The organism is Paenibacillus nasutitermitis (genome assembly GCF_014641075.1).
GTDB classification, from domain to species: domain Bacteria; phylum Bacillota; class Bacilli; order Paenibacillales; family Paenibacillaceae; genus Paenibacillus_Z; species Paenibacillus_Z nasutitermitis.
This window is the reverse complement of sequence record NZ_BMHP01000006.1, coordinates 30,648-48,726: the sequence shown is the minus strand read 5'-3', so window position 1 is coordinate 48,726 and position 18,079 is coordinate 30,648. Positions and strand designations below refer to the sequence as shown.

The following is an 18,079-nucleotide window of genomic DNA, read 5'->3' as shown; positions in this document are numbered from 1 at the left end:
ATGATTACATCACCGTATGAGAAATACCGCCAGTCATCCGTTCAAACTTCGACTCCGGCACAGCTGCTTCTGATGCTGTTCGATGGTGCCATTCGTAATGTTCGTGCCGGTATGGACGGTTTAAAACAGCATGATGTCCAGAAATCCAATCTGAATCTTGGTAAAGCGCAGACGATTGTCAGTGAATTAATGTCCACGCTGGATTCGTCCTATGAGGTTTCCAAGGGACTTGCCGCTATATATGAATATGTGAATCATCTTCTTATTGAAGCCAATGTTAAAAAAGCGATGGAGCCTGCTGAAGAAGCCTTGGGCTACCTGACGGATCTGCGCGAAACCTGGGCGCAAGCGGCCAAGCTGGTGCCGAGTTCAGAGGGGAAATATGAATAAGACGATTTCTGGCCTGGAAGAGCTGACTCAACATATGATGAGTCAGCTCAATCGGGCTAGCTATGAAGAATTGTCGAATTTTGTGGATCAGCGTCAGGTGCTGGTTGATGAGATTAGGCTTATGGCAGCCGAAAGCCCGTTGACAGCAGAAGAGCTGGAAAGGCTGCGGAACGTGCTGAGTCATGACGCCGTTATTCTAGGCCGGATGCAGATGTTGAAATCCGAAGCGGGAGATTGGCTTCAGCAGCGCGGGCAAGCCAAGATTCAGCGCAATGTATATGAAGCGGCCTATAGCCCGGACAGCATATTAATGGATAAAAGGAAATGACGATCTATTCGTGATTTCCTTTTTTGCTAGCATAGGCAGAATACCGATTAGCGGCGGCAAATAAAGAATGTATTCGCTTACAAAAATTCGTTGACAATAATGTGACAACGATGGTATAGTCGATTTGCGGGCCACAACTTCCGTGATCTCGCAGCTATTTGAAGATGAAGGGAATGTTCTGAATGCAAGGTAAAGTGAAATGGTTTAACGCTGAGAAGGGTTACGGATTTATCGAGACTGAGCAAGGCGGCGACGTATTTGTTCACTTCTCCGCAATTCAATCCGAAGGTTTCAAGACGCTGGAAGAAGGCCAATCGGTCGAATTCGATATCGTGGAAGGCGCTCGCGGACCGCAAGCTGCAAACGTAAATAAACTGTAATCATCCGGCTGTTAAGCGGCCGTGCCATATATGGTTCACGCTTAACCAAGAATGCAAACAGTGCCCCGGGAAACCGGGGCTTTTTGTATGGATTTTTACTTGATTTTATAGCATTTTCCAATAACTGCAATCCTGCGAAATATTATTATTAAGTTTGTCTAAAATATTCAAAAAATTCAGAAAAAACAATTAAATGCTTTTGAGATTGCCTATGTGGGTATGGTATAATAAGAACATGTAAAGGAGGAGTGCCCATGAAATACAATGTTCGCGGTCAGCACATTCAAGTGACAGACGCTATGCGTGATTATGTCGAGAAGAAGCTTAGTCGCCTGGATAGGTATTTTGAAGAGCCCATCTCCGAATCAACCGTGACGATGTCCGTCACAAAGGGAAAACACGCAGTTGAGGTAACGATTCCTCTAACCCATGCTTTTCTCCGCGCCGAAGAAAAGAGCGATGACATGTACGCCTCAATTGATGTTGTGGTGGACAAACTGGAACGGCAAATTCGTAAACATAAAACAAGAATCAACCGGAAATTTCGGCAGGACAGCGGGATCAAAACCTTGTTCAAGGATGAGACTTCAGCCGTCAAGGTGCAAGAGGAAGAGGATGATTATGAACTTGTCCGCACCAAGCGCTTCCTGTTGAAGCCGATGGATGTGGAGGAAGCGATTCTCCAGATGAATATGGTCGGCCATTCGTTCTTTATGTTCTCAAACGCCGATACCAAGGAAGTTAATGTCGTCTATAAGAGAGATGACGGGAAATACGGCTTGCTTGAGCAATCATGATCATTCCATAATTTGATAATAATCAAGGGCAGGCTTCCTAAAGGGAGCTCTGCCCTTTTAGAATACAAGAAATAACCTCTGGCGGAAAATGTCGTTAGCGCCATACTTGCATTGCGGGATGTGCCGCAAACTGATACAATTTATGCATTAGGCGTAACCACGAAAGGGGAAGACCATGCTCGGACTTGTGAAGAAAATATTCGGAGATGCAAACGAACGGGAAGTTAAGCGTCTCATGCGAACTGTTGAGCAAATAAATGAATTGGAACCAAAAATATCAAAATTATCTGACGAGGATCTTCGCGGTAAAACGACGGAGTTCAAAATCCGTCTGGCTGAAGGCGGCGATGAGCTGATCGACCTGCTTCCGGAAGCATTTGCAGTTGTACGCGAGGCTTCCGTGCGCGTGTTCGATAAACGCCATTATGATGTGCAGCTTATCGGGGGAATGGTATTGCATGACGGCAAAATAGCCGAAATGAAAACAGGGGAAGGTAAAACGCTTGTTGCGACGCTCCCTGTCTACTTGAATGCTCTCCTCGATAAAGGCGTTCATGTCGTAACGGTCAATGATTACCTGGCTCAGCGTGACAGCGAGCAGATGGGCCAGCTGTATAATTTCCTCGGTCTTACTGTAGGGTGCAATATGCATGGTTTGACCCATGACGAGAAACAAGCGGCCTACGCTTGCGATATCACCTACGGGACGAATAATGAATTTGGTTTCGATTACTTGCGGGACAATATGGTGCTGTATAAGGAACAAATGGTGCAGCGTCCGCTTTATTTTGCCGTCATTGACGAAGTCGATTCCATTCTCGTCGATGAAGCGAGGACGCCGCTTATTATTTCCGGACAGGCTGCGAAGTCGACAGAGCTTTATTTTACTGCCGACCGTTTTGTGAGCCGTCTTAAAGACGAAGAAGATTATACGATTGATGTCAAGCTCCGATCGGTCACGTTGTCCGAGTCGGGTGTCGAGAAAACGGAGCGTGCTTTTGGCATCGAGAACCTGTTTGACCATGCCAACGTGCTGCTTTATCACCACATCCAGCAGGCGCTTAAAGCGCATGCCATTATGAAGCGAGATGTCGATTATATCGTACAGGACGAAGAGGTCATTATCGTCGACGAGTTTACCGGACGTCTTATGGCCGGTCGCCGCTACAGCGATGGTCTGCACCAGGCGATCGAAGCCAAGGAGCAGATCAAGGTTCAGAACGAAAGCATGACCCTTGCCACCATTACCTTCCAGAACTATTTCCGGATGTACCGCAAGCTGGCCGGGATGACCGGTACGGCGAAGACAGAGGAAGAAGAGTTTAAGAAAATCTATGGACTGGATGTAATCCAGGTTCCGACAAACCGTACCATGATCCGGGAAGATATCGCCGATGTCGTCTACAAAACGGAGAACGGGAAGTTTAAAGCGGTCGTAGAAGAAATTGTACAGCGGCATAGCAAGAACCAGCCTGTGCTTGTGGGTACCGTCTCGATTGAGAACTCGGAGAAGCTTTCGGAGCTGCTCAAGCGCCGCGGAGTCGCCCATAAGGTGCTCAACGCCAAGTATCATGCCGAGGAAGCGGAAATTATTTCACGCGCCGGCCAGTCCGGAGCGGTCACCATTGCCACGAATATGGCTGGGCGGGGTACGGATATTTTGCTGGGCGACGAGGTTGCCGGTATTGGCGGACTTCATATTATGGGTACGGAGCGCCATGAAAGCCGTCGGATCGACAATCAGCTGCGCGGTCGTGCCGGCCGTCAAGGAGATCCGGGCTCATCCCAGTTCTATTTGTCCCTTGAAGACGAGTTGATGCGCCGTTTCGGTGCGGACAATATAATGAGCATGATGGAGCGTTTGGGATTCGAGGAGGATCAGCCGATCGAGAGCCGTCTGATTTCTCGGGCGATTGAATCCGCTCAAAAACGTGTGGAAGGCAGCAACTTTGACACGCGGAAGATCGTACTCCAATATGATGATGTTATGAACCAGCAGCGTGAAATCATCTACAAGCAGCGCCGCGAGGTGCTCTATTCGGAGAATATCCGTCAGATCGTGCAAGAGATGATCACGCCGGTTATCGACCGGATTGTTGAAGCGCATTGCCCAAGTGATGAGGTTCCGGAGGACTGGGGGCTGCAGGAGATCGTCGATTATGCACAGGGTACATTCCTGCATGAAGGCATGATCACCAAGGACGATTTGTGGGGCAAAGAGAAAGAAGAGATCGTGGAATTCCTGAATGGGAAAGTCAATGATCTGTACAATCAGCGCGAAGAAGAAATCGGCCCCGAGACGATGCGGGAATTCGAGAAGGTTGTTGTGCTGCGGGCCGTCGACAGCAAATGGATGGATCATATCGATGCGATGGACCAGCTGCGTCAAGGGATTCACCTGCGTGCTTATGGCGGGACGGATCCGCTGCGCGAATATCAATTCGAAGGCTTTGAAATGTTCAAGGAAATGATCGATAATATCCAGGAAGAAGTAACCAAATATATTATGAAGGCCCAGGTCGAAAGCAACCTGGAGCGTCAGGAAGTCGCCAAGGGGCAGACGGAAACCGGAGGCAGCAGCGAGCCGAAGGAGAAGCGTCCAGTCAAGAAGGATGAGCGCGTAGGGCGCAATGATCCATGTCCTTGCGGCAGCGGCAAAAAATACAAGCAATGTCATGGCCAACAGGGCTAATACGAGTCAGAAGCAAGATACCAGGCAGAACTACAAGATGAGGTGAGGGCGTAACATGATAGATATTACTGTGAAACAAGATATGCGTGAAATGGCGAAGCGACTCCAGGAACTAAGGGGGTCTCTTTGACTTAGATATTAAGCAAGAGATGATCGCCAATTTCGAAGAGAAGATGACGGCACCTGATTTCTGGGACGATAATGACCGGGCGCAGGGCACCATTGCGGAGCTGAACGCCGTGAAGTCGGTCGTCGACGACTACAATCAGATGAACAACGAGCATGAGGATCTGGAAACCATGCTGGAGCTTGCTGAGGAGGAAGGGGACGAATCCCTGGAAGCCGATCTTGCGAAAAGCGTAGCCGAACTTGTGAAGAAGGTCAGCGATTTCGAACTGCAGCTGCTGCTCAGCGAGCCTTACGACAAGCTGAATGCCATCCTGGAGCTGCACCCGGGAGCGGGCGGCACCGAATCGCAGGATTGGGGGCAAATGCTCTACCGGATGTATACCCGCTGGGCGGAAAAGCATGGTTTCAAGGTCGAGGTGCTTGATTATCTGGCTGGCGATGAAGCGGGGATCAAGAGTGTGACGATATCCATTAAAGGATATAATGCCTACGGATATTTAAAGGCGGAGAAAGGGGTTCACCGTCTCGTGCGCATCTCGCCTTTTGACGCTTCTGGCCGCCGGCACACCTCATTCGCATCATGCGACATTATGCCGGAGATCGACGATACCATTGAGATTGATATCCGCTCGGAGGATCTAAAGGTCGATACGTATCGAGCCAGCGGCGCCGGCGGGCAGCATATCAACAAAACGGAATCGGCCATCCGCATCACGCATGTTCCAAGCGGCATTGTTGTATCCTGCCAAACCCAGCGCTCCCAGATTCAAAACCGTGAACGGGCCATGCAGATGCTTCGCTCCAAGCTCTATGAGCGCAAGATTGAAGAGCAGAAGAAGCATTTGGCGGAAATTCGCGGCGAGCAGTCGGAGATCGGCTGGGGCAGCCAAATCCGCTCCTATGTATTCCACCCCTATAGCATGGTCAAGGATCATCGGACCGCTGTGGAAACAGGAAACGTAGGGGCCGTTATGGACGGTGACCTCGATATCTTTATCGACGGTTATCTGCGAAGCCAGATTCGACACGAATAGACGGCAATATACAGATGCATGCATAGGCAAGGTCAAGAGTTCCTACACTGTTAAGGTGTGGGAGCTCTTTTTTTGTTATGGGATGAAGCATCGGTTTGAAAAGTGGCCGGAAGCGAAGGTCAAGACTTTGGCAGCGGCTCCTCTGATCACACAGGAAAGGAATCCATACCAGCCATATGATGGAGGGTGGATCGCATTCTTGATGAAAGAAGTGACGTTATGAGCGATGAGCAGCAGCGGATTAATAGTAACGGTGCCGTTTACTTAAAACGCAACAAGCGAAGAAGAGAACCGGACCGCCGCAGCAGTTATGCGCAAGCGATGATGAGCGTGGCACTGCTTTTGGCGGGTTCTTTTTTAATTGCAGCAAGCTTCAACCTTTTTCTTGTTCCTCTGGGCATTGCTTCGGGCGGGGTATCGGGGATTTCGATTCTGGTCCAACGGGCGACGGGATTCCCTCCCGCTTATACGCAGTGGGCCATTAATGTCCCGCTGTTTCTGCTGGGCTTGTGGCTGCTTGGCGGACGTTTTGCCATGAAGAGCGCACTGGGCTCATTCGTTCTGCCGCTGCTGGTCCTTCTCACGTCACACTGGTCGGCGCCTACGGATAATGCGCTGCTGGCGGCGATCTATGGCGGCATCGGCGTCGGCGCAGGACTGGGGCTTGTGTTTCGCGGTCGCGGTTCTACGGGCGGCCTTGATCTGGCGGCACAACTGCTTCATCGCTATACGGGCATCCGGCTGGGGCTCGCCGTCGCATGCTTCGATGGGCTGGTCATTGCCGCCGCAGGCCTGTTGATCGCCCCCGAGAATGCGCTGTATGCTTTAGTCGGGCTGTATGCGACAAGCAAAACCATCGATTTTGTACAGACGGGACTTGCCATCTCGAAGGTAGCTTTCATTGTTACGGAATTTCCCGATGCCATTACCCGGGTGGTGCTCTATGATTTGGACCGCGGTTTGACAAGGCTTGACGGCCGGGGCGGATTTACCGGGGACGAGCGGTCCGTGCTGATGGTAGTCGTGGGGAGGGGCGAAGTATCCAAGCTGAAGCAGCTTGTTAAGGCGGCGGATCAGAAGGCGTTTGTCATTATCAGCGATACGGCGGAAGTGCTGGGGGAAGGCTTTAAACTGCCATAGAAGCGAATCAATTTCATAATTAAGGCAAATCACTTCAATTACACGACATGCCGTTTAGTTGGATTCATACAACAACATATTGTGAAAAAGTAAGCTGAATATGGAATTATGAAATGGATTCAGCCAAAAAAAATCCGGCAACCAGTTATTGAATTATTATTAATATGAATGTATAATAATACAGAAACCTGGCTATTTCCTCTGTCCCCCGCTTCGTGTAAAATGGATAGTTAGGAAGTAAAGCGGATGGGAGAGGATATGCATGAGTTCAAAACTGAAAATAGCCATTATCGGTTCAACCGGCTACGGGGGCGTAGAGCTGATCCGGCTGCTCGCCAGCCACCCGCTGGCAGAGGTAACATCGGTTGTTTCCTCTTCAAGCGCAGGATCGCCGATCGCCGAGGGTTATCCCCATTTAACGGAAATTTGCACCGATTTGCTGGATGATGTGGATCCAATGCTCATCAAAAGCAAAGCGGATGTTGTATTTATAGCTACACCTTCGGGAATTGCAGCCAAGCTTACGCCATCGCTGCTGGAAGCAGGCCTTAAAGTCATAGATATTTCCGGGGATCATCGTTTGAAATCTCCTCAGGCCTATGAGACCTGGTACAAAAAAACGCCGGCAGAGCAGAGCTATCTCGACCGTGCCGTCTACGGTTTGGCGGAAGTCTACGGCGAGGCGGTTCGTGATCAGGCCCTGATTTCCAATCCCGGCTGTTATCCCACTGCCACGCTGCTTGGTCTGATTCCCGCTGTCAAAGCGGGTTACATCGATCCGGCAAGCATCATTATCGATGCCAAATCCGGCGTGTCCGGTGCGGGTCGCGGGGCAAGCCTGGGTACGCATTATTCCGAGCTTAATGAGAACTTGAAAGCTTATAAATTGAATCAGCATCAGCATATTCCGGAGATTGAGCAGGTGCTCTCTGAGGAGGCCGGCTTCCCTGTCATAACCACCTTTACGACACATCAGGTGCCGATGACAAGAGGGATCATGAGCACCATGTATGCATCGGTCAAGGACGGGCGGAGCACGGAGGAATTTGTAGCGTTGTACCGCAGCTTTTATGAGGGACGGTCCTTTGTGCGTGTCCGAGAACCCGGTATCTGGCCCGCTACCAAGGAAGTATGGGGCTCCAACTATTGCGACATCGGCTTTGCCGTTGATGAACGGACGGGGCGCGTGACGATCGTGTCGGTCATTGATAATCTGGTCAAGGGTGCTGCGGGGCAAGCGATTCAAAACCTGAATTTAATGATGGGCTGGGAGGAAACGCTCGGTCTGCAGTTTGTTCCTGTTTATCCGTAAGCAATTATTCACTTTATTCAACCTGACGAAGGAGACACGATTTGATCATGGGACAGGGGAATACAGCTGCCTACACGGTGGTGCCGGAAGGATCGATTACAACCCCCAAGGGTTTTAAAGCGGGAGGTCTTCATTGCGGCCTCAAAAAAACAACGCGCCATGATCTAGGTGCCATTGTCTGCGAGGTGCCTGCAGCAGCGGCGGGCGTGTACACGACGAATGTTTTTCAGGCGGCGCCGATTGCGGTCACCCGCGAGAGCATCGGGGCGGGCGGCGTACTGCGCGCTGTCATTGTGAATAGCGGCAACGCCAACGCCTGCACGGGCAAGCAAGGCGATGCCGATGCTTACGAGATGCGCAGTCAATTCGCCGAAGCCATTGGCGTGCCTGCCCAGCAGGTTGCCGTCGCATCTACCGGCGTCATTGGCGAGACGCTCAAGATGGACCGCGTACGCAGCGGAATTGCAGAATTGCCGGCCAAGCTGGCTGCGAACAGCCAGGCGGGCGATGATTTCTGTCAGGCCATCCTGACAACGGATCTGGTAAAGAAGGAAGTCTGCGTTCAGGTCATCATTGACGGCAAACCCATCCATATCGCCGGCGCCTCCAAAGGCTCAGGCATGATTCATCCCAATATGGCTACGATGCTCGGTTTCGTTACGACGGATGCGGTAATCGGCAGCCAGGCGCTGCAGACGCTGCTCCGCCAGGTTACGGACCTGACCTTCAACATGATTACGGTCGATGGCGATACCAGCACAAACGATATGCTAGTGGCTATGGCCAGCGGCCTTGCGGATAACCGGGAGCTGAATATCTCGCACCCGGATTATGAAGCTTTCTCGGCTGCGCTGCGTTATGTCTGCGAAGTGCTGGCCAAAGCGATTGCGCGTGACGGCGAAGGAGCGACGAAGCTGGTTGAGGTACAGGTGCGCGGAGCGGAATCCGATGCCGCGGCTCAGGCCATCGCCAAGACCGTTATCGGATCGTCTCTGGTCAAGTCGGCGATCTTCGGCGCAGATGCCAATTGGGGACGCATCATTGCCGCAGTCGGCCGGGCTGGGCAGCCAGTGAACCCGGAAACGGTGGATATCCGGCTGGGGGATATTGTGACCTTGGAGCAATCGCGTCCGATTTCCTTCGATGAGGAAGCGGCACTGGAATACCTGAAAGGCGATACGGTCGTTATTTATGTTGACCTGCATATGGCCGAAGGCTCTGCAACGGCTTGGGGCTGCGATCTGACCTATGATTATGTCCGCATCAATGCGGCTTACCGGACGTAAGGGGAAAGGAGCTAAGAGCGCATATGGAACAGCGGTTTGTAATGAAATGCGGGGGAAGCACGCTTGCGGCTCTGCCGGACTCTTTTTTTGACGAATTGCGCGGGCTGCAGGAGAATGGCGTGAAGGCAGTTATCGTCCATGGCGGCGGCCCGGCGATTTCCGGAACGCTCGATAAACTGGGAATCGAGAGCGGATTTGTAAACGGTCTGCGCAAAACCAGCGAAGAAGTGCTGGATGTGGTGGAGATGGTGCTGAGCGGGCGGATCAATAAGGAGATTGTCCGGAAAATCCAGCAGAGCGGCGCTCAGGCCCTGGGCCTGTCAGGCGTGGACGGCAAGCTGATCCAGGCCAGGCCGGTTGCCAATGCGGATGAGATCGGGTTTGTGGGCGATGTTACCAACGTCAATGCCGCCATCATTGAAGGCATTATGGACATGGGCTACATACCGGTCATCGCTCCTGTGGGCATTGACGATGCGGGCCAGCGTTATAACATAAATGCCGATACCGCGGCAGGAGCGGTTGCCTCGCATCTTGGTGTGGAACGGATGATTGTCGTCACCGACGTTCCAGGCATCCTTAAGACTGTGGACGGCGAGAAGCGGGTGCTTCCCTCTGCGACCATTGAAGAGATTGAAGCGATGATTGCCAGCGGCGAGATCTACGGGGGCATGATTCCCAAGGTCCGTGCAGCCATTCAATGCATCCAGGGGCGTGTGCGCGAGGTTGTGATTGTTAGCGGCAATGAGCCGGGCGTACTGAGCCGTGCGGTTCTGGAAGGCGGAATCGGAACCCGGATAGTGCAATCATAGCGATTATAGAAATGGGCGGAATGGTTATATAAGCCGCCCCGACATTCAGGGGAGAGGTGAACCGAAGATGAGCGATGTCAACAAAACAGCTGCAGCCGATAGCCCGGTGGCAGGCGGTATTGGAACGAAAGAGCAGGATCAGGCTGCCGCGGGCAGTCAGGTGAGCGGGAACAGCTCACTGCTCCCAACCTACGCCCGATATCCCATTGCGCTTGTAAAAGGCGAAGGAAGCTGGCTCTGGGATGATAAAGGCAACAAATATCTGGACTTTATGTGCGGTCTGGCCGTAACCAATCTGGGCCATGCCCCGCAGCGCATTAAGGAAGCAATAGTCAAGCAGTTGGATCAGCTGTGGCATGTGTCGAACCTGTTTCACATCCCGAATCAGGAGGATGCAGCGAAACTGCTCACCGACAACAGCAGCGCGGATGCAGTGTTTTTCTGCAATTCCGGGGCTGAAGCGAACGAAGCGGCGATCAAGCTGGCCCGCCGTTATCATCAGAAGGTCGCCGGCACAGGGCGTTATGAGATCATCACATTTGCCCAGTCCTTCCACGGACGGACGCTGGCGACACTGACGGCTACGGGACAGGAAAAGGTGAAAGAAGGCTTTGGCCCGCTGCCGGAAGGCTTCCGCTATGTCCCGCTGCACGATATTGATGCGCTGGAAGCGGCAATTACCGATCAGACTGCGGCAATCATGATGGAGACAGTATTGGCTGAAGGCGGCGTTATACCCGTCGAGCCGGCATTTCTCCAGCATGTTGCCAAGCTCTGCAAAGAGCAGGGCCTGCTGCTGATCATCGATGAAATTCAAACCGGCATGGGCCGTACGGGAAAATTATTCTCCTTCGAGCACTACGGCATCGAACCGGATATCTTTACGCTCGCCAAGGGGCTCGGCAGCGGGTTTCCGGTTGGCGCGATGCTGGCTAAGGGCCATCTGATCGAAGCCTTCGGCGCAGGAAGCCACGGTTCGACATTCGGCGGCACTCCGCTGGCTATGTCGGCGGTCAAAGCGACGATTGATACCATCGTGGGCGACAAGGTGCCCGCCCGGGCAGCCGAGATGGGCGACTATCTGATGGCCCAGCTTCGCGAGAAGCTAGCCGGACACCCGCTGGTTCTGGATATTCGCGGCAAAGGACTGATGGTTGGCATTGTTTGCAGCGGGCCAATAGCTGCTGCCTTGATTGCGGAAGGACAAAAACGCGGCCTGCTCGTCGTGAGCGCCGGACCGAACGTTGTTCGTCTGCTGCCGAACCTGCTTGTCACCCGCGAGGAGATTGATCAGGCGGTGTCACTTCTGGCTGGCATCTTTGCGGACCATACGGCTACGGCATAATCCAAGAGTGCAACAGAAGGGAGCATCAGTTATGCAGCAAGCATTGAACGAACAATTAGCGGTTAATCTCAAGGGGCGCGATTTTCTGGCTTTGGCCGATTACAAGCCGGAGGAAGTACGCTACCTGATTGATCTGGCGATAGATCTGAAAGGCAAACAAAAAGCGGGGAAGATTTATCATCCGCTGCAAGGCAAAACCTTGGGGATGATTTTTGAGAAATCCTCAACCCGTACACGGGTGTCCTTCGAGGTCGGCATGTACCAGCTTGGCGGACATGCGCTGTTTCTGAGCGGCAACGATCTGCAGATCGGACGGGGAGAGACCATTTGGGATACAGCGCAGGTGCTTTCGCGTTATCTGGACGGAATCATGATCCGTACCTTCGCACACCGCACCGTCATTGAACTGGCCCGCGGAGCGACGATTCCCGTTATCAACGGCCTGACCGACGCTTCCCATCCCTGTCAGGCATTGGCCGACTATCAGACGGTGCTGGAGCATAAAGGGCGTCTGGAAGGTCTGAAAATCGCCTACATTGGCGACGGCAACAATATGGTCCACTCCCTGCTGATGGGAGCCGCCAAACTCGGCATGAATATGTCGGTCGCTACACCGGAGGGCTACGAGCCGGACGAGGAGATTATCCGTGTGACGAAAGAAAATGCGTCGGAGACCGGATCGGAAATTCATATTTGCCGCGATCCCCGGGAAGCCATTGCCGATGCTGACATCGTCTACACCGATGTATGGGCGAGCATGGGCTTTGAGGCGGAGCAGAAGGACCGGGAAGTCGCTTTTGCGGACTATCAGGTGAATGAAGAGCTGGGCAAATATGCGAAACCGGATTTCCTCTTCATGCACTGTCTGCCTGCTCACCGTGGGGAAGAAGTGAGTGAAGGCATTATCGATGGCAAGCATTCCATTATTTTCGACCAGGCGGAGAACCGCCTTCATGCACAGAAAGCCATCATGGCTGCCATTATGTAGCCGATACAAACGGCAGGAGGCTATGGCGCGAGCCAAGGACAGGCGGCATAGCCTTTTGTCAGCGATCAGAAGCAGCGGCGGACAGCCGATATTTTTCACCTATAAGGAGTGTTAACGAACAACATGGCAAAGGAAAAAATCGTATTGGCCTATTCGGGCGGTCTGGATACGTCCGTTATCTTAAAATGGCTTAAAGAAACATATGATGCTGAAATTATCGCCTTTACGGCTGACATCGGACAAAAGGATGAGCTCGACGGCCTGGAGGCTAAAGCACTGGCTACCGGCGCTTCCAAAGTCTATATCGATGATTTGCGCGATGAGTTTGCGCAGGACTTTATTTATCCGATGTTCCAGGCCGGCGCATTGTATGAAGGCCAATATCTGCTGGGCACGTCGATTGCCCGCCCGCTGATCGCCAAAAGAATGGTTGACATTGCCCGTGCCGAAGGCGCTACGGCGATTGCCCACGGCGCAACAGGTAAAGGCAATGACCAGGTTCGCTTCGAGTTGACGGTAGCGGCTCTCGCGCCGGATATCAATGTGATCGCGCCATGGCGCAGCGAGGAATTCCGCGACCAGTTCCCGGGCCGCGCCGAAATGATTGCCTATGCCGAGAAGCACAATATCCCGGTTCAGGCATCGGCCGCGAAGCCGTATTCCATGGACCGCAATCTGCTGCATATCAGCTTCGAGAGCGGCGTGCTGGAGGATCCCTGGTTTGATCCGAGTGCCGATGCCAACAAGGATATGTTTGTACTGAGCGTATCGCCCGAGGATGCGCCTGATCAGGCGGAATACATTGAACTGACCTTTGATGCGGGCAATTGCACTGCGATCAACGGCGAGAAGCTGAGTCCGCTTGCTGTTATGGAGAAGCTTAATGAGCTTGGCGGCAAGCATGGCATCGGGCGCGTCGATATGGTGGAGAACCGCTTTGTCGGAATGAAGAGCCGCGGCGTGTACGAGACCCCGGGCGGATCGATTCTGTTCACGGCGCACCGCAAGATGGAGTCCTTGACGATGGACCGCGAGGTTATGCATCTGCGTGATTCGCTTATTGCCAAATACGCGACGCTGGTCTATACCGGTTTCTGGTTTGCGCCGGAGCGCCTTGCGCTGCAGGCGCTGGTAACGGAAAGCCAGAAGAATGTGAGCGGCGTTGTCCGCCTGAAGCTGTACAAAGGCAATATTATTGGAGCGGGCGTAAAAAGTCCGGTCAGTTTGTACAATCCCGATATCGCCACGATGGAAGCGGATCCTTCCCAGGCCTATGACCAGGGAGATGCTACAGGCTTTATCCGTCTGAACGCGCTGCGCCTGAAAGTATCATCCGGTGTGGAGCAAAGCAAAAAACAATAATCAAATAAAAAGCTGTCATGTTTAGGTCGGGCTATCAGGCAATGGGATAGCCCGGCCTGCGCGTGCGTTTTAGAGGAAAGCATGCCGATGGCGATGCGATAAAGGAGTGTACGAGCTGTGAGTAAATTGTGGGGCGGGCGTTTTACCAAAAAAACCGACCAATTGGTTGAGGAATATACAGCATCCATCATGTTTGATAAAGAGCTGGTCGAGGAAGATATCCAGGGCAGCATTGCGCATGTGAACATGCTGGGCAAGCAGGGCATTCTCCCTGCGGATGATGTGGAAAAAATCAAGGACGGCCTGCACCGCGTCATGCAGCGGGTCCGCCGGAATGATATCGAGTTCTCGATAACTGACGAGGATATCCACATGAATATCGAGAAAACGCTGATCGACGATGTGGGCACCGTTGGCGGCAAACTGCACACCGGGCGCAGCCGCAATGACCAGGTTGCAACGGATATGCATCTTTACCTGCGCAAGCGCGTAGTTGAATTCGTAGACCTGCTGCATAAGCTTCAGGGAGCGTTGACGGAGCAGGCCAAAGCCAATCTGGATACGATTATCCCCGGCTACACGCATCTGCAGCGGGCACAGCCGATTCTGTTCGCCCATCATCTGATGGCTTATGTTTCCATGTTCGGACGGGATATCGAGCGGCTTCAGGACAGCTATAAGCGGATCAACACACTGCCGCTCGGAGCAGGTGCGCTGGCAGGAACGACATTCCCGATCGACCGCCATTTTGTAGCCAGCGAGCTGAAGTTTGACCGCGTATACGAAAATAGTCTGGACGCAGTGAGCGACCGTGATTTTATTCTGGAATTTCTTTCCCATGCTTCGATCATCATGATGCATCTTTCGCGCTTGAGCGAAGAGCTGATTCTGTGGTCAAGCACGGAGTTTCATTTTGTGGAGCTTGATGATGCATTCTGTACGGGGAGCAGCATTATGCCGCAGAAGAAAAATCCCGATGTGCCGGAGCTTGTCCGCGGCAAAACAGGCCGTGTGTACGGCAACCTGGTCGGTCTCCTGACCGTGCTCAAGTCGCTTCCGCTGGCGTACAACAAGGACATGCAGGAAGATAAGGAAGGCATGTTCGACACCGTACGCACTCTCCAGGGGGCGCTTCAGCTGTTCGCGCCGATGGTTGCGACGATGAAGGTCAACAAGGAACGGATGCGCCAGGCCGTCAACCAGGATTTCTCCAATGCGACGGATATAGCGGATTTCCTCGTAGGCAAAGGGCTGCCGTTCCGGCAGGCGCATGAGGTCATCGGCAAAACCGTGCTGTATTGCATTCAGCAGGAGAAATATTTGCTGGATTTGACCCTCTCGGAATTCAAGCAATTCTCCCAGCTGTTCGATGACCGCATCTACGAGGTGCTTCAGCCCGAGAACGTCGTCAATGCCCGCAATGTCTATGGCGGAACCGCTCGCTCCCAGGTAGAGGAGGCGATCTCCCGCGCCGAAGGCGATCAGGCACAGACGGCCGCTTGGACGAGCGAATATATCGAGCGAAGCCGTTAATAATATAGCCTCAGGGCTGTCCGGAATCCATCTGCTAGTGGCGGGTGAAATCCGGACAGCTTTTTTTATAGGCGGATCTGATTTGATTTTTCCTCGGAACTGTCTCTACCCGTCTCCCCCGTTTACTCACTGCTCCGAATGCCGGGTAGTCTTAAAGGGCTGTCATCCCAAACCTGGACTTCTATATATCGTTCCGGCCCCTGGTCGCCAAGGGGATTCCACTGCTGCGGCATTCCGAATTGGTTAATGACAAGAAAGATTTCATCCACCGTATATACCTGATTGCGATAAGGTTTTCCGTCCTGGAATCTCATGGCGGGGAATAAATCCCCGTAGGTAAAGCTGATGGAGCCGGGATCGAAATCCGCCAGGGCATATTGGAGAACGCGTCCCGAAGGGTACCACCCTGCAAGCCATGGACACTTCCCGAGCGTCATGTAATGGGGGCAACTGCGAACGGGCATGCCCCCTTTACGGATAAATAATTCCCTTGCTTTTGATTCCAGACTTCGCCGAATGGCCAGATAGTCCATAGAGCGCTGGCTGGCAAAACCTTTTTTCAGTTGACGAATCGTCTGGAGCATATTCTCCGCTTCCGTCGGGGGCAGGTCGGTGAGATTGCGGAAAGGACCTGTGGATTCATCGTAATAATGATATAAATATTCCATTGTTTGTCCCTTCATCTCCCTGGATACGTGATGAGGTGAGAAACATAAGCAATATGCGTCTATGGTTCAAATGCCCGTTAGGATCTTATTGTTCTCATGACGGAATCGCATGATTTTCCTATTCGACGAAAAGCTTCCCTATTCCTTGCAGACTTCGTGTAATAAGCTATACGCAAGAAGAAAAAATAATGAAACGGCCTTCCGGACTTCTATGTGATAGAGACCGGAAGGCCGTTTTATTGCCGCACACAAACGCTAAGCGGATACTTCCTTATTCCGCAACCCCATCCTCCAGCAGCTGTTTGCCTTTGCCGATCTCCCCGTCGTTTGGATTGCCTTCTGCAACGCCATATACAGTGGGCTGAGCACGGTACGTATCGCGGGAAACACGCTCGCGCGATACGGTTTTGCCGTCCTTCGTCTTTGTACGGTACGTCTCGACAATATAGCCGGACTTGCCGGAAGAAAGCAGAAGCCGTCCGCCGGATGGGACGGTTTTGGAGGTGATTTCCTTGACGGGCGGGTCGATGACCTTCACGGTTTTGGAATCAATCGTGTAGTTGATATTGCCTGGCATTGTGCCGAACAGCTTAATTGTCAGCTTGCCCCCGCTTACGACAGTCCGGATGATCACATGTTTGCCCGTTGTATTCTTAAAGCGGAAATTAATGGCCCCTTCAGCGAAGGTGGCATCCTGGCCTTTGGGCAGATAAGATACCGGAAGAGAGTGATTGCGGCGCTCCACCATATCCAGACCGGCCAGCAGCGCGGCATTGTACAAGGTGCTGGATACCTGGCAGATGCCGCCGCCAATGCCCGGCACAAGCTCGCCGTTCAGAATAACAGGCGCTTCCCGGTAGCCATAGTGCTCCCGGGTCAAAGCGATGACTTTGTTGTAATCGAAAATCTCGCCGGGGGCAAGGTCCCAGTTGTTCAGTGTCTTGGCGGTCATCGTCACATTGTACGCACGGCCGGCGCTGCTTGAACTGAAATCTGTCGTAAAGGACATGATTTTCCGTTCGATGCCTTCACTCTGCAGACGAGCAAGCGTCACGTTCGCGGAAATCTCACGAAGCGCTAGCGGCAAGGTAATCGCAGTCCTGGACACCTCCTCGTTATTCTTTGGGTCCTGGTCCCCGGAATTCTTCAGACCGTCTGCCCATTGCCTGTTAAGGAGCTCCTCGACCGCTTGCATAGACTGGCCAAACAACTTTCCGGTGTCCAGCCGGTAGGCATTGGAATGGGGCGTATACACCACTTTATCATCGTCAGTGATCATCCGCTCGGCATCAGCCGGCTCATTGGCGTCCAGCCAGCCCCACTGCCCGCGGATCTTGCTCATAAAAATGTCCTTGTCCCAGCGCAGCTGACCTGTCAGTTCTTTGGGGAAATGCCACCGGTATCGGGTCCTCTCCCACACGCTGCCCAGGCGCAGCTGTTGAATGGCCTGCTTGGCCTCTTCCAGGTAAACGACGACACCCAATTCCTCTAACGTCCAGACGCGCTGCTGCATTTCCGATTCGTTGGCCTGAATGCGAAGGGGCAGCTTCAGCACATCGTCCTTCCTGCTGTCCAGCTCGAGCAGCGCTTCTTCAATAGATAAGCCGCCCAGATGGAGGTCTGCCGTATTCCTGAGGATGAGCTTCCCATCGGATGCCTTGGTTGTCTCCGGATCGTGGGCGATCAGGGTTACGCCTTCCGGGACGCTATCCCTGGAAGCGTACATCCATAAGAAGCCCCAACCGGCTGAGCCTGCGAGCACAAGGGCAGCCGCAATTATCAAGGTCAAATGCAGTTTCTTCATATTCCACAATCACCCCAGATCCGCAATTCTTTCATGTATATGCAGGGCCCGGGCGCTTCTTTCCTTTCTCTTTGCGAAG

At 52.8% G+C, this 18,079-nt stretch carries 16 protein-coding genes; 14 read left to right on the top strand and 2 right to left on the bottom strand.

Features of this window, described 5'->3' with window-relative positions:
• The 14 genes from fliS (at position 1) to argH (ending at position 15,528) form a co-directional block, all read left to right on the top strand.
• Complete coding sequence (gene fliS, locus IEY46_RS28850; protein WP_188997678.1) at positions 1-390, top strand: flagellar export chaperone FliS; 390 nt, start codon at positions 1-3, stop codon at positions 388-390.
• Positions 383-718, top strand: coding sequence for a flagellar protein FliT (fliT, locus tag IEY46_RS28845; protein WP_188997676.1), 336 nt, complete (start codon positions 383-385; stop codon positions 716-718). Before fliS ends, fliT begins: the two co-directional genes overlap by 8 nt.
• A 182-nt stretch (positions 719-900) precedes the next feature.
• The gene (locus IEY46_RS28840) at positions 901-1,098 is read left to right on the top strand and encodes a cold shock domain-containing protein (protein WP_125666700.1); all 198 of its coding nucleotides are present in this window, start codon (positions 901-903) and stop codon (positions 1,096-1,098) included.
• A 254-nt stretch (positions 1,099-1,352) separates the two neighbouring features.
• Positions 1,353-1,895: a ribosome hibernation-promoting factor, HPF/YfiA family gene (gene hpf / locus IEY46_RS28835; RefSeq protein WP_188997674.1), complete on the top strand. Its 543-nt coding sequence runs from the start codon at positions 1,353-1,355 to the stop codon at positions 1,893-1,895.
• 175 nt (positions 1,896-2,070) lie between these two features.
• Positions 2,071-4,587, top strand: coding sequence for a preprotein translocase subunit SecA (secA, locus tag IEY46_RS28830; RefSeq protein WP_188997673.1), 2,517 nt, complete (start codon positions 2,071-2,073; stop codon positions 4,585-4,587).
• Between the two features lie 55 nt (positions 4,588-4,642).
• A protein-coding gene (gene prfB / locus IEY46_RS28825) for a peptide chain release factor 2 (protein ID WP_188997671.1) occupies positions 4,643-5,750 on the top strand; the annotation gives its coding sequence in 2 pieces (ribosomal slippage) (positions 4,643-4,714 and positions 4,716-5,750; 1,107 coding nt in all).
• 219 nt (positions 5,751-5,969) lie between these two features.
• Positions 5,970-6,890, top strand: a complete 921-nt coding sequence (locus tag IEY46_RS28815; RefSeq protein ID WP_188997668.1) for a YitT family protein — start codon at positions 5,970-5,972, stop codon at positions 6,888-6,890.
• Positions 6,891-7,152: 262 nt separating this feature from the next.
• Positions 7,153-8,202, top strand: coding sequence for an N-acetyl-gamma-glutamyl-phosphate reductase (argC, locus tag IEY46_RS28810; protein WP_229750611.1), 1,050 nt, complete (start codon positions 7,153-7,155; stop codon positions 8,200-8,202).
• Between the two features lie 47 nt (positions 8,203-8,249).
• Positions 8,250-9,488, top strand: coding sequence for a bifunctional ornithine acetyltransferase/N-acetylglutamate synthase (gene argJ / locus IEY46_RS28805; RefSeq protein WP_188997666.1), 1,239 nt, complete (start codon positions 8,250-8,252; stop codon positions 9,486-9,488).
• 23 nt (positions 9,489-9,511) lie between these two features.
• On the top strand, positions 9,512-10,300 hold the full coding sequence (gene argB / locus IEY46_RS28800) for an acetylglutamate kinase (protein WP_188997664.1): 789 nt from the start codon (positions 9,512-9,514) through the stop codon (positions 10,298-10,300).
• Positions 10,301-10,367: 67 nt separating this feature from the next.
• Positions 10,368-11,645: an acetylornithine transaminase gene (gene argD / locus IEY46_RS28795; RefSeq protein ID WP_188997663.1), complete on the top strand. Its 1,278-nt coding sequence runs from the start codon at positions 10,368-10,370 to the stop codon at positions 11,643-11,645.
• Between the two features lie 31 nt (positions 11,646-11,676).
• Complete coding sequence (gene argF, locus IEY46_RS28790) at positions 11,677-12,633, top strand: ornithine carbamoyltransferase (RefSeq protein ID WP_188997661.1); 957 nt, start codon at positions 11,677-11,679, stop codon at positions 12,631-12,633.
• 123 nt (positions 12,634-12,756) lie between these two features.
• On the top strand, positions 12,757-13,995 hold the full coding sequence (locus IEY46_RS28785) for an argininosuccinate synthase (RefSeq protein ID WP_188997659.1): 1,239 nt from the start codon (positions 12,757-12,759) through the stop codon (positions 13,993-13,995).
• A gap of 117 nt (positions 13,996-14,112) precedes the next feature.
• Positions 14,113-15,528: an argininosuccinate lyase gene (argH, locus tag IEY46_RS28780; RefSeq protein ID WP_188997658.1), complete on the top strand. Its 1,416-nt coding sequence runs from the start codon at positions 14,113-14,115 to the stop codon at positions 15,526-15,528.
• 122 nt (positions 15,529-15,650) lie between these two features.
• On the opposite strand, the gene IEY46_RS28775 is transcribed toward argH, so the two are convergent.
• Together IEY46_RS28775 and IEY46_RS28770 are read right to left on the bottom strand one after the other, a co-directional pair.
• A complete protein-coding gene (locus IEY46_RS28775; protein ID WP_188998033.1) occupies positions 15,651-16,196 on the bottom strand; it encodes a hypothetical protein in 546 nt (181 codons plus the stop codon).
• Between the two features lie 271 nt (positions 16,197-16,467).
• The gene (locus IEY46_RS28770; protein WP_229750610.1) at positions 16,468-18,000 is read right to left on the bottom strand and encodes a VanW family protein; all 1,533 of its coding nucleotides are present in this window, start codon (positions 17,998-18,000) and stop codon (positions 16,468-16,470) included.
• Positions 18,001-18,079: the final 79 nt, after the last annotated feature.

Coding starts and splice junctions, on each gene's coding strand:
- IEY46_RS28785 (WP_188997659.1), top strand. CDS start 12,757: ATGGCAAAGGAAAAAATCGTATTGGCCTATTCGGGCGGTCTGGATACG.
- fliS (WP_188997678.1), top strand. CDS start 1: ATGATTACATCACCGTATGAGAAATACCGCCAGTCATCCGTTCAAACT.
- argF (WP_188997661.1), top strand. CDS start 11,677: ATGCAGCAAGCATTGAACGAACAATTAGCGGTTAATCTCAAGGGGCGC.
- IEY46_RS28770 (WP_229750610.1), bottom strand. CDS start 18,000: ATGAAGAAACTGCATTTGACCTTGATAATTGCGGCTGCCCTTGTGCTC.
- argC (WP_229750611.1), top strand. CDS start 7,153: ATGAGTTCAAAACTGAAAATAGCCATTATCGGTTCAACCGGCTACGGG.
- fliT (WP_188997676.1), top strand. CDS start 383: ATGAATAAGACGATTTCTGGCCTGGAAGAGCTGACTCAACATATGATG.
- argB (WP_188997664.1), top strand. CDS start 9,512: ATGGAACAGCGGTTTGTAATGAAATGCGGGGGAAGCACGCTTGCGGCT.
- IEY46_RS28815 (WP_188997668.1), top strand. CDS start 5,970: ATGAGCGATGAGCAGCAGCGGATTAATAGTAACGGTGCCGTTTACTTA.
- argJ (WP_188997666.1), top strand. CDS start 8,250: ATGGGACAGGGGAATACAGCTGCCTACACGGTGGTGCCGGAAGGATCG.
- IEY46_RS28775 (WP_188998033.1), bottom strand. CDS start 16,196: ATGGAATATTTATATCATTATTACGATGAATCCACAGGTCCTTTCCGC.
- argD (WP_188997663.1), top strand. CDS start 10,368: ATGAGCGATGTCAACAAAACAGCTGCAGCCGATAGCCCGGTGGCAGGC.
- IEY46_RS28840 (WP_125666700.1), top strand. CDS start 901: ATGCAAGGTAAAGTGAAATGGTTTAACGCTGAGAAGGGTTACGGATTT.
- secA (WP_188997673.1), top strand. CDS start 2,071: ATGCTCGGACTTGTGAAGAAAATATTCGGAGATGCAAACGAACGGGAA.
- hpf (WP_188997674.1), top strand. CDS start 1,353: ATGAAATACAATGTTCGCGGTCAGCACATTCAAGTGACAGACGCTATG.